General features: G+C 52.6%; 8 protein-coding genes and 1 tRNA gene. 3 read left to right on the plus strand and 6 right to left on the minus strand.

The genetic code is table 11. The annotated features are described in order from the left end of the window. The first annotated feature begins 26 nt into the window (after nt 1–26). From FKB36_RS08950 to FKB36_RS08960, 3 genes are all read left to right on the plus strand, one after another. Nucleotides 27–1,289, plus strand: a complete 1,263-nt coding sequence (locus FKB36_RS08950) for a RecX family transcriptional regulator (RefSeq protein WP_261597716.1) — start codon at nt 27–29, stop codon at nt 1,287–1,289. Beyond that, nucleotides 1,289–2,173: a phospholipase D-like domain-containing protein gene (locus FKB36_RS08955; RefSeq protein WP_261597717.1), complete on the plus strand. Its 885-nt coding sequence runs from the start codon at nt 1,289–1,291 to the stop codon at nt 2,171–2,173. The genes FKB36_RS08950 and FKB36_RS08955 overlap by 1 nt, the downstream gene beginning before the upstream one ends. Before the next feature lie 73 nt (nt 2,174–2,246). Then, the gene (locus FKB36_RS08960; RefSeq protein WP_261597718.1) at nt 2,247–4,100 is read left to right on the plus strand and encodes a DUF2075 domain-containing protein; all 1,854 of its coding nucleotides are present in this window, start codon (nt 2,247–2,249) and stop codon (nt 4,098–4,100) included. Nucleotides 4,101–4,156: 56 nt separating this feature from the next. Here FKB36_RS08960 and FKB36_RS08965 read toward each other — a convergent pair whose 3' ends face one another. The 6 genes from FKB36_RS08965 to FKB36_RS08990 form a co-directional block, all read right to left on the minus strand. Continuing rightward, entirely contained in the window at nt 4,157–8,338 is a 4,182-nt protein-coding gene (locus FKB36_RS08965) for an AAA domain-containing protein (protein ID WP_261597719.1), read from the minus strand. 184 nt (nt 8,339–8,522) lie between these two features. Then, nucleotides 8,523–9,686, minus strand: a complete 1,164-nt coding sequence (locus FKB36_RS08970) for a DNA cytosine methyltransferase (RefSeq protein WP_261597720.1) — start codon at nt 9,684–9,686, stop codon at nt 8,523–8,525. Between the two features lie 428 nt (nt 9,687–10,114). Then, the gene (locus tag FKB36_RS08975; RefSeq protein WP_261597721.1) at nt 10,115–11,770 is read right to left on the minus strand and encodes an AAA family ATPase; all 1,656 of its coding nucleotides are present in this window, start codon (nt 11,768–11,770) and stop codon (nt 10,115–10,117) included. Next, nucleotides 11,754–12,941 (minus strand): hypothetical protein, encoded by a 1,188-nt coding sequence (locus FKB36_RS08980; protein ID WP_261597722.1) that lies wholly within the window; start codon nt 12,939–12,941, stop codon nt 11,754–11,756. The genes FKB36_RS08975 and FKB36_RS08980 overlap by 17 nt, the downstream gene beginning before the upstream one ends. Nucleotides 12,942–13,247: 306 nt before the next feature. Then, a tRNA-Ala gene (locus FKB36_RS08985) sits at nt 13,248–13,319 on the minus strand. A 58-nt stretch (nt 13,320–13,377) separates the two neighbouring features. Further along, nucleotides 13,378–14,502: a nicotinate phosphoribosyltransferase gene (locus tag FKB36_RS08990; protein ID WP_261597723.1), complete on the minus strand. Its 1,125-nt coding sequence runs from the start codon at nt 14,500–14,502 to the stop codon at nt 13,378–13,380. Nucleotides 14,503–14,544 lie beyond the last annotated feature (42 nt).

Consider the following 14,544-nt stretch of genomic DNA (forward strand, 5'->3'; position numbering starts at 1 on the left):
GGTGGTGTGACGAATGCAATCAACCAATGGAAACCGCTCCGTTCAGAAAAAGCCAAGTGTTCTATCCGCACTCAATTTCATTAATCAATACAAAAGGCATCAGCAGTTCAGAGAGTTACGACAACCCAGACACTCTTAGACTATACATTGCGCAATACCTTGGAGTAATTTCTCCTGAAGATTACGCCGACTATCAGGACACTGCTAGAGCCGATTCAAAGCAAGAAGAGGCAGAGCGGATCAGACAGAATATGATACAGAAAGGTATACCTGAAGAGATTATCCGGCAGGTTATCGGCACTCCCTCCGGTTCGGATCGGCACCAGAGGAGGCAAGAAGCTCTTCAGGAGGCAGAAAGGGGTCTTTCACTTGATAATGATGCTTTAACTGCTATTGTCTCGTCATTGCAAAGTTTCCAGGATACGATTGCCCTTCCAGGCTCAAAAGAAGTGAATAAAGTTCTGAGTGAAGCGCAAGCAAGAAACGATCCGAATCTTTCAAGGATTGCACGGTTCCCAGATGCTCTCAAGCGGGCCGGCATCAGCGAAGCATACGTTGTAAACGATCTTCCTGTCATCTCTGCAGTCTTTGGCTACTCACGATCCACCACAGATCCTGGAGAATGCGTACTCCGCGGATTTGCCCCAGATACTAAGTATCCCGATAAAACACCCGTATACGTCAACCCAACAGAGACTGAGGGAATTGTGATTGTTTTCGATCGGTGGAGAATTCTTCGCTGGCTTCAGGAGAATGAATTTATTTCGGAGGTCCCAAACAGAAACGACGAGAGAGAACTCAAACAATGGTTCCTCAGAAACATTAAAACAAGCGATATCCCAGTTTATGATGAGATCTCAAGTGCTTTTGCAGAGACAAAATTGGTTTACACCCTCATCCATACAATATCTCACACTCTGCTGAGAAAAGGCGCCGGCCTTGTGGGCATGGATAAGGACTCACTTGCAGAGATAATCTTCCCAGAAGTCCCTGCAGTTGCAATCTACACAAACAATGCCCATGATTTCCAAATCGGCGGCATGCACACTCTCTTTGAGACGGGCATTATCCCTTGGATCGATATGGCCTTTGAGAGCGCTGAAACCTGCCTGTATGATCCCGTCTGCATCTCATCTGATGCATCCTGCCACGCCTGCCTGCACATAAGCGAGATATCATGCGTACACTTCAACCGTGATCTCGGCAGGCACTATCTGGTTGGGCGGGAGAATGAATGCGGCCGCTTGCTGGGATTTTGGGAGCATGAATTTATCAAAAAGGTTGAATAATGACGTTTGAAACAGCATTCAGATTGAAAGATCCCAATGCTGTCCGGAAGACCGAAAAAGCCGTACTGTCTCTGGCAGAGGGAGGGCTCCTCATTAGAGGAGCGGATATACTAACTGGAGTTGAGAGGGAGATATCCCTGCCCGTCAACTCCGGCCTGCTGTATGATCTGATCTCAGGCGGCGTTATTGTTAGCCGGCATCCTTCTAGGAATATTGAAGATTATTTGTTTGAATTGAATCTCGATGTTGCAGGAGAATTTTTCCAGAGAGAATCTTTTGCAGCGGAAGTTGTGCAACAGTATGAAATGCGCAGGTCCAGCACGAAGCCGCTTGGGATCTCATATGCAGCGACGGTCCCGATTGAGTTTCCGAATGCCGCTGAAGGCTTTGAGGAGATAGAGCCCGCTTTAATACGCCTTGTCACTGAAGCTGAGAGAGACTTGTGGATTGTAAATCCCTTCTTTGATGAATACGGCGCACAGCGCCTCCTCCCTTCAATGATCGGAGCAGCGAGAAGCGGCGTAAAGATATGGATACTTGGGAGGCAGCTGGGGAGAGCATCTGGACCGGGACCGAATGCAGCTGTCCGGGATGTTGCATCAGTGTTTATTCAAGAGGAACTGGCGCCCAGGCTTGAGATCAGGGATTTTTATCGCCAGGATGAACAAGGCCATCAACTTTATGCACTCCACACTAAGATGATGATCGCTGACGAATCGATAGCCTATATCGGAAGCGCGAACCTAACGAGGCACTGCCTCCGCAATAATTTTGAACTGGGTGTCATCCTGAGAGGCGAAGGTGTCCGCCCTCTTACTGATTTGACAAGAAGCCTTTGGTGTGAAGCAGAATCTATCGATCTAAAAGAACTAGTGGATTTGTGAGAAAATGGGATGTGGATGGATATCAACCCTGCCTGAATTTCTGGACGCACCTGCGGAGGAAATTCTTGAGTCATTGAAAAACTTTATCGGCGAGAGAAATCCCTCACAGGAGATCGCATGGAGCAACAGCATTGCAGTAATGCAACAACAGTTTCGCCGGCTGCTTGATCTTAATGCAGATACAGCTGGTTATTCTGTTATCCTGGAATATGAACTCCCAAGAGAGGGCGGGAGGCGACCAGATGCTGTCCTGCTCGGAACAGGGTTCATAGCAGTTCTTGAATTTAAGGATAAGAGGGACCCTAAATCTTCAGACATTGATCAGGCTGTTGCATATGCCCGGGACTTGAAGAACTATCATTCGGAGTCCCATACAGCAGCATTTTACTCGATACTTGTTCCAACAAAAAACAGTGCGGCCCCTGTCATTAAGCCGTCTGCCCTAATAATATCGCCGCATTTTCTTGCTGACGAGATAAATGTCATCAGCAGAGCGCATAATGGGCCCCAAATTAATGCTGAAACATGGGTTCAAGGAGAGTACGAGCCTTTGCCGACGTTAATTGAGGCTGCATACCGGTTATTCAACAGTCAGCCCCTATCACAGATCAGGAGTGCAAAAAGTGCTAACATTCCTGAAACGGTCAAACGTATTGTCGATATATGCTATGAAGCGTCGCAGACGGGTACTCGTCACCTAGTTTTGCTGACGGGAGCGCCAGGAGCAGGGAAGACGCTGGTAGGGCTGCAGATTGCACATACTCCAGATCTCAAAGAGCTTACAGTCGAATGCGACACACGAAGGAAAGGGGCTCCTGCAGTCTTTCTATCTGGCAATGGCCCTTTGGTGAACGTGCTTCAAGATGCTCTTAAACAGAAATCTGGAGACAGAGCCCCTCTTGTGAAGGGAATAAGAGCATATCTAAAGTACCATTGCTTCGAAAGGCCGCAGTCGATACCCCCAGAACATATTCTAATATTTGACGAAGCCCAGCGTGCTTGGAGCTCTGACCTTGTTTACAAAAATCATAAGGCAGAAGTATCTGAACCGGACCTCCTGCTGAGCATTGCAGAGAAGATCCCAGAATGGAGCGTCATTCTTGCGCTAATTGGTGAAGGGCAGGAGATTTATCAAGGGGAGGAGGGTGGAATTCAGCAATGGGCGGATGCCTTAAGCAAATGTGATACCGCAGCATGGCAGGTCCACTGTCCACCGCATTTGAAAGATGCTTTTGCAGCCACAACAACTTCCTGCAACAGCGACCCCTTCTTGCATTTGAATGTCTCTTTGCGGACCCACCAGGCCGAAACGCTCCATACATGGGTCGCTCTTCTCCTAAACAACCCGCTTGACAACCTGAATGCGCTTCAGCGAATGGCTAGTGAGATCACTGCATCTGGTTACCCCCTATATATCACCGACAGCCTTGATGCCGCAAAGGCATATGTCCGTGAGCGTTATGCCAACAGTGATAAGCGGTTTGGGCTGCTCGCGTCACGGTATGCAGGTGGTCTCCAGCAGATTGGCATCGATAATACACAATACTGGGGACGAGAAAACCGCCATAAAAACCTGAACTACATTCGATGGTTCAATGCAAATCCTCGTGAACCTGAATCCTGCTGCTCTCTCTCCAGGCCAGCTACAGAATTTGAATGTCAGGGTTTAGAGGTTGATTTCCCTGTTTTGGTATGGGGGGACGATTACACCTTTGATGGGGAGCACTGGGACGCTAAAATGCGGACTACCGCACGGATCAAGGATGTGCGGACAATCCGAATGAATGCATATCGTGTGCTGATGACGCGAGGACGGGATGGACTGTGTGTTTATATTCCAATTAATAACAGCAAGTTTGCCAAACCGCTTAAGCAGACTTATACCATTCTCCACCAGTCAGGTATGAGAGAACTGCAGAAGATCTGACGGCAGGCAGATCTTTCGCAGGTCAGTTTTCACACCTATAACTGCATTTAGATGTTCTATTCCTCGCCCCTTTCGGGAATATAGGTGAGGATTTTGACTTCATGTCCATCTATACTAGCAGCCCCGATTTGAGTTCTGCAGAGATCTCTCAGGACTTTCCAGAGCAGCGCTGAATTATAGTAATCAAGATCAGATGGAACATAATTGATCAACTCTTCTGAGCAAATTACAATCAGGCGCTCCTCTGATCGAGTGAAAGCAACATTTGTTCTGTTTAGATTGAGAATGAACTCAACATTGCTGCTGATGGCAGAGGGATCGCTGACTGTTGCTGATACAATAACCGTTGGGCGCTCGCCACCTTGCAGGCGCTCAACAGTGTCAATAATATCGATAGAATTATTGTCTATAAACAGATCGGTCAGTTGGCTCCTTTGAGCTTTATATGGAGTAATGATAGCAACGGAGCTGACTGGCAGATTATCTCCTGCTTGTATGATCTCCTGGATTATCTTTATTTCAACGGTGTTGTATCGCCGGGATTCCTGTTCTGAGTGAAGCACAAGATAAATGCCGCTACCGCCACGCCAAATACATTCCCATGAACCCAAATCGTCCGCTTGGACGTTTGAAACAGACTTTTTAACCCCTTCTAGAGCAATGCCATCCATTTTATATATGCGAGAAATTAACTCGACAATCTGAGGGGGGAGTCTGAACGTGCGGTTTAATCTTGATACACAAAGTGAACTCTGCGAAGGCGCTTCACTTGCTTCACTGAGATTTAATATTGACTGGAACGCGCTTAAATGCGGCTGATAGTACACAACGGGAGGTCGGTCTTCGTCCTCCCAATCGTGTGCAACAATTGGAGCAAGCTGACGGTGATCTCCAACGAGCATAATCTCACCGTTCTGCCTCACAAGTTTAGCAAGCGCAAGGAAATGGGGAAACACCATCATACTGGCTTCATCCACAATGAGGATTGATACACTGAAGCCGCCTAGGTTTTTGTATTGTTTGCCTCCATCGAGTTTATTAGCCATTTTCAGGATAGTGCTCGTTGTTCCTCCAATTATTACCACTGAATTTTTAGTCAGATTATCAACTTTTCTCTTGCAAGAATCTGCATTGATATTTTCAATTGGAGCGGGAGCTGGATGCTCCCCCATCTTTTCCCGGTTTGAGTGCACTTTGGCTATGGTAATATAGGGGCATTTCAAGCCGTCCTTGGAAGAACATTGAAGAAATTCTTCTCTGTTTTGTGCCATTTTATTTAGTAGATTATTAACCGCGGTATGTGTATGCGCCGCAACCAGAACTACGTCTCCAACATCGCAACGATTTAGTATCCGCATGAGAACTGCTACGGAGGTGGTTGCAGATTTACCCGTGCCGGGGGGGCCTTGCAGCAATTGAATTCGTGTGTTGAGGCCGTCTAATATTCCCTTCTTCTGGTCATCTGAAAGCGGATATCTATTATGGAAGCTAAATCCATTAACTAAGGAAGAGTATGTTTCCATCACGTGGGCTTCAATCGGCTCCTTTTCAGCGATATTTGGGCTTTTGGGGTCAAACCATTCTCCCACATGGTTTGACCGAGGCGAGAGAAGTTTCTCCTCAACTCTGCCTGCTACATAGTCCGACACATTTTCATCGATAGTGGCAAAAGGAAAAACAACCTCATTTGACGGGTATCCTCGGCTAGATAACAGATACCTTGACTCTCCAGAGTATATAACATGGAGAACAACTTCCCCGGTGCTCCAGTCTATCGATGTAATGGTGCAGGTGCTTCCTCCACGACGGAGCTGACCTATCGTTTGCCCCCGGTTTGGATCCCCTAAGCATGGACTCAGTCTGACGAAGGAACCCTCCCCAAATGCGCAACGCTTTCGCAATGACGCGAGATCGATATCGTAACCATCCAGTATTATTTCTGCCTCAAGATCAGTTGAACTAGTGGAAAACACATTTCTTAATGGAATGGTTTTTCCTGAAGGAACCCTATTAATAGACGGCAATAGATTCTCTGAGATCCAGTTGGCACACTTAATGTAATGATCCAACTGCAGAAAATCGATTGCAGAATCGATAGCATGCGACACGTCCAGATTGAATACTTTCAGTTTGTCAATATTTAAGTGAGGCTTTTCGAGATCAGGATTTTTATTCTCGATGTTCTCCTCGATCCAGCGGAGTGCTGTTGCCCTGGCCTCTAAGTAAGCCTCTATCATACCTGTTGCACTGCCTGCTCTTAGGTATCTCGAAAGATGCTCTCTTCCAAATTCGTCCAGGTCCGGGTCATCAAGGTCTGGAAGCATTGGGGATTGCCAATAGGCATGCCAATATGGGAGCGTTAAATTATCTTCAAATCGGCTACGCATTTCGAATAAATGCTTGCATCCCTCATCTTTCTTCTTAGCCCATTCACTGGTTTCTGGCCAGTAGTTCAACTTCGTTTTAAAGTCAAATATATCCTGAGTGAATAAACGGTCTAGAAAAACAGTTTCACCATCCACTTCCCTGCGCCAATGATAGTGCCTTCCAAACCAAGGGAGCGATGCAACGACAGAAAGGCCGCGCCCTGTCCAGCCAAGGGCAAATCTCCTATCAACCTCTTGCTGAACACAGGAGTATATCAGTTGTTCTAATCCTGCTCGGCAACCGAGCAATTCATTTAGATGGCTTAGAAGATTTGTATTGACTCTGGCGCATGCATCAACAAGCCTCTTCATTTCGATGGGTGACCAAACATAGAAATGAATCGGCGCCATTTTTGGTTTTGATGCGACAAGGGATGAAATTGCCCTTACCAGCTCGTAAAAGAAGTCATGAATCAGGGATTCTTCAACGCCGTTATCATGCAACATCTCTCCAGTCCACTCGCGTCGGATTGTCTTAAGAACAACCTTGCTGAAGTTCTCATTAAATTCAGAATATTCGTACTGACGTTTGCCATCTGGCCATTTGCCTTGATATCTTCGTTCCTGCAAGTGGGGTATGAACAGGGGTTTCTTCTGTTCGTCAAATATAATTGGGGTATGGACTTGGCCATCACTTCTGGTTACATGTGCAGCAAGGGCAAGGAGCCGGTTTTCGGCATAATCATACTCAACCGCCAAGTAGACTCGGATTAGACGAGTTCCATTTTGGTCGTGCTCAGGGAGTTGACTTTGAATATGATAGCCATAAGACCATACAGGAAATGTTTCTGGATCTTCCTCCCCTCCAGGCAGAGTCTTTCTCCGGACCCTTGCTTTGTTGATAAGATGATCAAGATTCTCATTAAACCCAGGATCCGCTCTAATGCACTGTGCGACTGGGCTGTCAGCGTCGAGTTGAGCTAAATCATCAATACTGTTTATGCCATTTCTGCGCAGAACTCGGACGATTGAAGCATTTGCTGAGATCAACTCAATTCTTCGGAAGCGTGCGCTTTCTGGGAAGCACTGGATGTTATAGATGCACCCATCACACTTCTTCTCCAGTTGGTAACTCAAATCCTGCAGATTTGAACGGACAATTCGATCGAGTTTTCCATCGGATGCGAGCATCCGCCGAAGATCCTCTTCTTCCCGTTCAAGATTGGGAATTGGTTCAAGATCCTGAATGCCCTGTATGCTGTTAGTTGTCTCGTCTATTCTCGCCACAATGCATTTTATATTCTCATCGCGCACACGAGTTCCGTTGATCCACACGCCCTCATCCTGAATCATCTTGAGGAGTATGAGCCGATAGAGGGAGACCTGCATCCGATGATAAGTCTGGTCGCTCCTGCTGGCTTTGCATTCAACCAGCAACACAATCGGGCTCCCGTTTTCCCACCTGACAAGAACGAAGTCGATATTACCTTTCAGATGGAATGCTCCGAGGGATGTGTCGACATGGATTTCGCGTCCATATGCTTTCTTATCAGGAGTTAAATTTTGGATTTCGTGGTAAAAATCATCCCAATGGGTTGCTCTTTCAGTTTCTATTTTGCCCTGGATATTTGTTACGTCGTTATAGCCGCTTTTTTTGAGTGTTTTTTCCCACTCATCCTCAAACATTCTTCCTCTTTTCTGTAAAATTAAATCAAGAGGATTCAGCCTTCGAGTAAAGAACGGTACATCTTTCCTTATTTCTGCATCGTGAGTTACTAGAAAGAAACGACGTTCGCAGGAATCACACCGAATAAATTCTCCAACATCAGTTACTTTAATATCTGTTGTATATTCGCTGTCGTTTTCACCCATCCCTAGACCCTCGGTGACAGTTGGATACTAATCATAGATGCATCTCTGCTGGTTAAAATACCCTCTATGTTTGAGCAAGTGATATTACGCGAGAACTTGTAAATAGGTTCGGCTTGGTCCTTACACAGAGTTTTGCGTCTCAGAAATCCTGCATTAGTTGCTAAGCTAAATGTACCCTAATGAATTATTCGCTACGATCTATGAGCATCCTTTTAATCTGCTCCGCAATGGCCTTTGCCATCAGTGGAGGCACAGCATCAGCAACCTGCTGATACTGTGAGTCACGGATGCCTTTGAACTCGTACCAGTCGGGGAATGACTGCAGGCGGGCAGCTTCCCTCACCGAAAGCCCTCGATTCTGGCGTGGGTGAATGAACATGCTTTTCCTGACGTTGTTAATAGTAGGACTCGGCTCATCCTCTTTTAGACGCCGGTATATTCCAGAGTGACATCTACTTTTGTCCTCGTAGTTCTTAAGCAGATGATCGGGAATACTCTCCCAGTTTTCCCCTTGCTTGATGTGCTTGTAGCGCTCTAGGACGATATCGCTGCTCTTTGTCGTATTGTGATTCAGCACCTGCGATGACAAAATACTCCAAAGTGGCGTTTCCCGCATCTGCCTCGCGTAACTGCTCAAATGCTCTGCTTCAGGATACTCATACACATCCTGCAGGCAGCCTGGCTCTGCCTCAGGCAGATCGAACAGGGCATCCTGCACGGCAACTGCCTTGTCAACGGTCCTCACTGGAAATTTGATTCTGCCACCGTATTCGGGCTTCAACTTCTCTGGTTTTATTCCAATGATAATGACTCGTTTTCTTGTCTGCGGGACGCCATACTCAGAGGCATCCAGGATCGCTTTATCCATAACGTATCCGAGCTCATCATGGAGTTTCTTCTCAATATCTTCGATGATCCCCCCTTTTCCCATTGACAGGAGCCCAACTACATTCTCAAACATGAAGAAATCTGGCTGGAGAGTTTCAACTAACCTAATATAATCCTTATATAGGCTATTATATGGATTTTCAGGATTCCGTGTTTTGGTATTTGCTGACGAAAAGCCTCGGCAAGGCGGACCGCCGATAATTCCCTGAATGCGGAAATTTTTCGCTTCAAAAGTCTGTAAAATCTTATCCGATTCTACAGTTCTAATGTCCTTTGCTTCCGCGCAATGATAGTTGTCTTCGCCCTTGGCCTCGTGTATTTTCGCGTGATTCAATCTTATCGTATTTAGAGCATCTGGATTGACATCCATGGAGTAGGCGATATCAAATCCCGCCAGTGCAAAGCCCAAGCTAAGTCCGCCGGGTCCGCAAAAGATATCCAGTACTCCATTTTTTTGCATGCTAGTTCACTAGTGTGTACAGTTTAGTATTTACTATTTAAAAGATATCAGCCTTGCTTTGTGTTGCGTAGACATTCTGCCGATTGCTCAACTCAAGATGATTATCAGCCACCCGCACACTGCCACCGCAATATCCAGTTCGCAACATAGTATGGCCACACCTGCTCCCGCCAGGCCGGACCGGTCTGCTCCTGTGGCAGCTCCGCGTTCCTCCTGAGCTGCCAACGTCGTTTCTTATGTGAAGGGGAAGGTTAAGTCGCAAAGATAACGTTAGACTTAGTCCCCGATATCACCATGTCCGGCAGATTTGGAGTAACCACTGCTATGAGTTATGCCCTAAACTCAGAATGAAAAACCCAAGCCAACAAAACACTCAGAAAAACAACAGGGACCGGGCGGGAACTGAAAACTCCGCCCCCAAACAACCCCTAACCCCCCACCCCCAGCTCCTCCGACCCCGTAATCGCCCGGACAATGCCGGCAACGACCGCCCGCTCTTCCGGCTGCAGCCTCGTGTAATACAGTCGCGTATCCTTCGCCTCGACGATTGCCACGGCATCCGCGACCGGCTTCAGGAACTCCTCCCACCCGGCGCCCCCGGACACGATGATCTCGCGGACGGCGCTCCCGACCGCGGAGACCTCCCCCTTCCTTGCGAGTCGTTTCAGGAACCCTGCCGTCATCCTCCGTGCCGTTGCCGGGTCCAGGCGGCCCGCGTGCCCATACACCGCCCGGATCAGCGAGAGGCCGTTTGCCCGGTTCCCGGCCAGCAGTTCCTCGCCCGCGAGATCGAGCGCGAGGTGCACGAACTGGTCCGGGTCGTCGGGCTCTTCCCCGGCCTGCAGCGCCGCGAGCACATCCACCCGCCTCCCGGCCGCGGTCCGGGCCGGCAGGGCAACGCCTTCCATAACACCCGACGCCCCCCGGTGCGTTGTATCGACGGCTGCCGGCCGCTCATGCCAGACCTCCAGGAACCCGATGAGGGCAAACACCCGGTCCCGGCCGGCCGGCGTTCGCATCGCCCGCCACAGCGCGAAAATCCTATCCCGGGCCTCGTAGGTCGTCCTCTTCTTCATCGGGCGGGAGACGACGTAGCCCTCGGCCTCCAGCCGCCGGAGCTGCGCGTTCACCGTCGCGAGGTTCAGCCGGGCGCGCTCTGCGACGTCTTTGGGCGTGAGCGGGGTCTCTGCGGCGAGGATCGTGTCGAGGATGAGCCGCCGCTGCCCCGGAAGCCTCCGGAAGACCTCCCGGTAGTAGGGCGTCTGCTCGTCCGCCAGCTGAAATAAGGCCTCCGCCGCCTTGCCTGCTCCGCACAGCGAGAGGATCTCGCAAGCCCGGACCACCAGCCCCGGGTTGCCGCCGACGAGGTGCCAGAGGGCCTCGATGCCGGACTCGTAGTCGCCGAAGTGCTCGATGAAGGCGGTGTTGCCGTCGACCTCCGCGACCCTCCGCATGAGGTCCTTTGATTCGGCGCAGTCGAGCTCCCGGAGGTGAAAGACCCGGAAGAAGTTGTAAAACGGTTCCTCGTGATCGAGGACGCCGGGAAAGAGCGACGGCGCCGACGCGATGACCGAGAGGTTATCTGCCCGCTGGAAGACCGACCGCAGCGCCCGGACCTCGGGCCTCCCCATCTGGGAGAAGACATCGTGGATGTTCTCGACGAAGACCACGACCTGCCTCTCCCCGGCCGATGCGGCGATCCTCTCGACCGCGGCCTCGCGGACCAGCGAATCCTCGCCGAGCGCGGCCACATCGGAGGTCTCGACCCCCATCCCCGCGAGCACCTGGAGAAAGAAGTCGGAAGCCCTGAATATCGAGTACTCCTCCCCTGCAAGGTTTACCGGGATCACCCGGCCGGAGAGCCCATCAAGCATCCTGTGGCAGAGCAGGCTCATCAGGTGGGACTTCCCGGCGCCCCGGTCCCCGACCAGGAGGAAGAACCGCGGCGTCCCGGAGCCGGACGCCCGGTCCATTTCGTCGAACAGGCTCCCCAGGAGTTCCTGCCGGCCGACGAGAAGGTGCTCAAACGTCTCCCTCTCAAGGGCCGCGGGGAAAGAGCGGTAACACCTACCAGGTGCCGGCATGATAGATCCTCCACCAGTCCCGGAGCATCTTCGAGTAGAACCGCAACTCGCCGGGAGTCTCCGAAGCGACGTAGAAGTCGTGGTTCAGTTGCGCCAGCAGCGCTAAAAACGCATCCTCGCTCCCCGATCCGGTGCTCTGCCGGAATATCTCGTAGGCAATCCCCGTGGGCAGGGATTCCGCGAGGCTCACCCGGCTCAAGATGGCGCGGGCGGCCTTCGCCTCCTGCCCGGAGTAGGTCGTCTGGAGACGGCGCGAGTAGTGCTCGAAGTAGTGGCGTCCCTCGCTGCCGAGGATCCTCCTGTTGTAGACCCGCACGACCAGCGCCGGGGAGGGCACCCCTCCTGAGATATCCGCCTCTTCCTTTAAGCCGGAGAGGACGATCATGAGGAAGTAGGGGATGTAGGGCTCGCCCACGCAGTCGAGAACCGCTCTCCCGATCTCCGGTGAATACTCCCACCCCTCCCCCTGAAAGACGCGTTCGACGACGGAGAGTGCAACATCTTCGCTGAACCCGCCGACGGCGACTCTCCGGAAGTCGTTGATGACCGGAGTCCCGCCGATATGGTAGACGACGTGGTCGATGCTGACCGAGCCCCCGACGATGAACCTCACGTTGGGCGAGACCTGCCGCAGCCGCCGGAACCATTGCAGGAACTTCCTCGCGTCGTCCTCCTCCATGTTCTGTATGGCAACCGGAAATTCGTCAAGGATGATGCAGACCGGCCCGGTGAGCCCTGCAAAGATCTCATCCACCTTCTTTGCCTTCTCGTGCCAGTCGTCCGAGAACTCCGCTCGCAGCCGGCTCCGGAGCTTTGCCCTGAAGGCCGGGGTCTCGATCTCATCGATGTTCTCCTGCACCAGGGCAAACGCCCTGCCGAGTGCCGAGGAGATCCGGGCCTTGACACTCGCTCCCTCGCACTCGACGAGCGCCGTGACGAGATCGGTGATGAACTCCCCGGGCGAGTTGACGCTCTCGACCTCGAGGAAGACGCACGGCTGGTGCTTGCTCGCGAGATCTCTCTCGATCTTTCGCATGATCGAGGTCTTGCCGAACCGCCGGGGGGCGACGAGCATGACGTGGTCGTTTGTGATGGTGTTCAGGATGAACACGGTCTCGCGTTCGCGGTCGACGAAGTCGTCGCCGGTTGCGGGGCTTCCTACGGGCAGCATGTACGACACCTGACAGATCAAGTGTATAACAAATCTGTTATATAACAAATTCGTTATTCACCTGCCGGGCCTGCTTCTCCCGGGGAGCGGGGGGGCGGCACCATCCTTTGTGCCAGCGTATACGCGAGCGGCACCTGGACAGGAGACCGGAAGAATGGCAGTGGACCGCGACGGCAGGCGGCCCCGGGAGCAGAGGCGACCGTTCTCCAGAGCAAGAGAAGTGCTGGAACAGTTGACTAGAAACGCCTTGCGGGCAGAGGCTACGCGAGATGCATCTCACGGAAAAACACTGTCAAAAGAACAACATGGACCGAGCGGGAATTGAACCCGCGGCCTCTTCCATGCCAAGGAAGCGATCTACCCCTGATCTATCGGCCCCTGTTACCCTACAATGTTGATCGTGATCACATAATAAGGATTGGGGCGGGCCGCTCCCCTATCCCCCGCGAGCAAGGGCCGAAAGCCGGGAGATCACCCGCTCCCGCGCATCCTCCATCTTCGGGCGGACGAGAACGGCGCCGCCCCTGATGCAGGGGACGAGGAGCCCCACCCCCCCCTCCGGCGCAGGAGCCCCGAGGGGCAGCGTGACCCGCCGGCCGGCCACCTCATAGACCTGTTTCACGCCGCTTCGCTTCCCGCGCTTCGCGGAGGCCCTCCCCTCGATCTCCACGATGTCCAACGCGAAGTCGATCACCGGGGCGTTCGCGATCGCGCCCCCGACCCCGAAGGCGTCGGCGACGTCGCGGTAGGCCGCGACCTCATCGCGCGACAACCCGCCCGAGAGGAAGATCTTCACGTCCGGGTAGCCGTGGACGTCGAGTTCCCAGCGCACCTCTTCAATGATCGCCCGCATGTCCCCCCGGCGCGACCGCGGCGTGTCAAGCCGCACCGCCGTCGCCCCCGAGGCGGCCGCCCTGACCGCCTCATCCGCCTCATCGGAGAAGGTGTCGGCGAGCATGATCCGCGGCACCTCCGGGCCCGCCCCGCGGTCGAACGCGCGCCAGGCCTCCTCCTCGCGCGGGTAGCACATCACGAACGCGTGCGGCATCGTGCCCGCGAGCGGGATCCCCGCCGGCGCACAGGTGTTGCTCGCGCCGTCCACCCCGCCGATCCAGGCCGCCCGCTCGATCATCGCCGCGATCGCCGGATGCTGGCGCCGGGAGCCGAACGAGAAGACCGGCCGGCCCCCCGCGGCCAGCTTCATCTGGGCGGCCGCCGTCGCCACCCCTGAGGCGTGGCAGAGGAACCCGAGGATGGCCGTCTCGTAGACCGCGAAGTCCCGGTAGCGCCCCGATATCCGGAGGACCGGCTCGTTCGGATAGAAGACCGAGCCCTCCGGCATCGCGTCCACGTCCACCGGAAGGCCTTCGAGCAGCCGCAGGACGTCGTCAAGCCCGCAGAAGACCCCCCACGGGTCGGGGAGCGCCGCCGCCGTCACCTCCATCGTGACGCGCGGGTTGATGCCGTCCCGCTCCATCACCTCCGCGACCCGCCGGAAGTAGACGTCCGTACACTCACCGTTCTTGATGGCATCCTCGCCGACCACCAGAAACCTGCCCATGCCTATTCCGGTCGTCGCGATGGCGTAAATGTGTATTGAACC

It is taken from the genome of Methanoculleus formosensis (assembly GCF_025384765.1).
In the GTDB taxonomy this organism is placed as follows: domain Archaea; phylum Halobacteriota; class Methanomicrobia; order Methanomicrobiales; family Methanoculleaceae; genus Methanoculleus; species Methanoculleus formosensis.

Bases quoted from the DNA above. Each gene is read 5' to 3' on its own strand.
- FKB36_RS08950 (WP_261597716.1), top strand. From the start codon at position 27: ATGGAAACCGCTCCGTTCAGAAAAAGCCAAGTGTTCTATCCGCACTCA.
- FKB36_RS08955 (WP_261597717.1), top strand. From the start codon at position 1,289: ATGACGTTTGAAACAGCATTCAGATTGAAAGATCCCAATGCTGTCCGG.
- FKB36_RS08965 (WP_261597719.1), bottom strand. From the start codon at position 8,338: ATGGGTGAAAACGACAGCGAATATACAACAGATATTAAAGTAACTGAT.
- FKB36_RS08970 (WP_261597720.1), bottom strand. From the start codon at position 9,686: ATGCAAAAAAATGGAGTACTGGATATCTTTTGCGGACCCGGCGGACTT.
- FKB36_RS08975 (WP_261597721.1), bottom strand. From the start codon at position 11,770: ATGCCGGCACCTGGTAGGTGTTACCGCTCTTTCCCCGCGGCCCTTGAG.
- FKB36_RS08980 (WP_261597722.1), bottom strand. From the start codon at position 12,941: ATGCTGCCCGTAGGAAGCCCCGCAACCGGCGACGACTTCGTCGACCGC.
- FKB36_RS08990 (WP_261597723.1), bottom strand. From the start codon at position 14,502: ATGGGCAGGTTTCTGGTGGTCGGCGAGGATGCCATCAAGAACGGTGAG.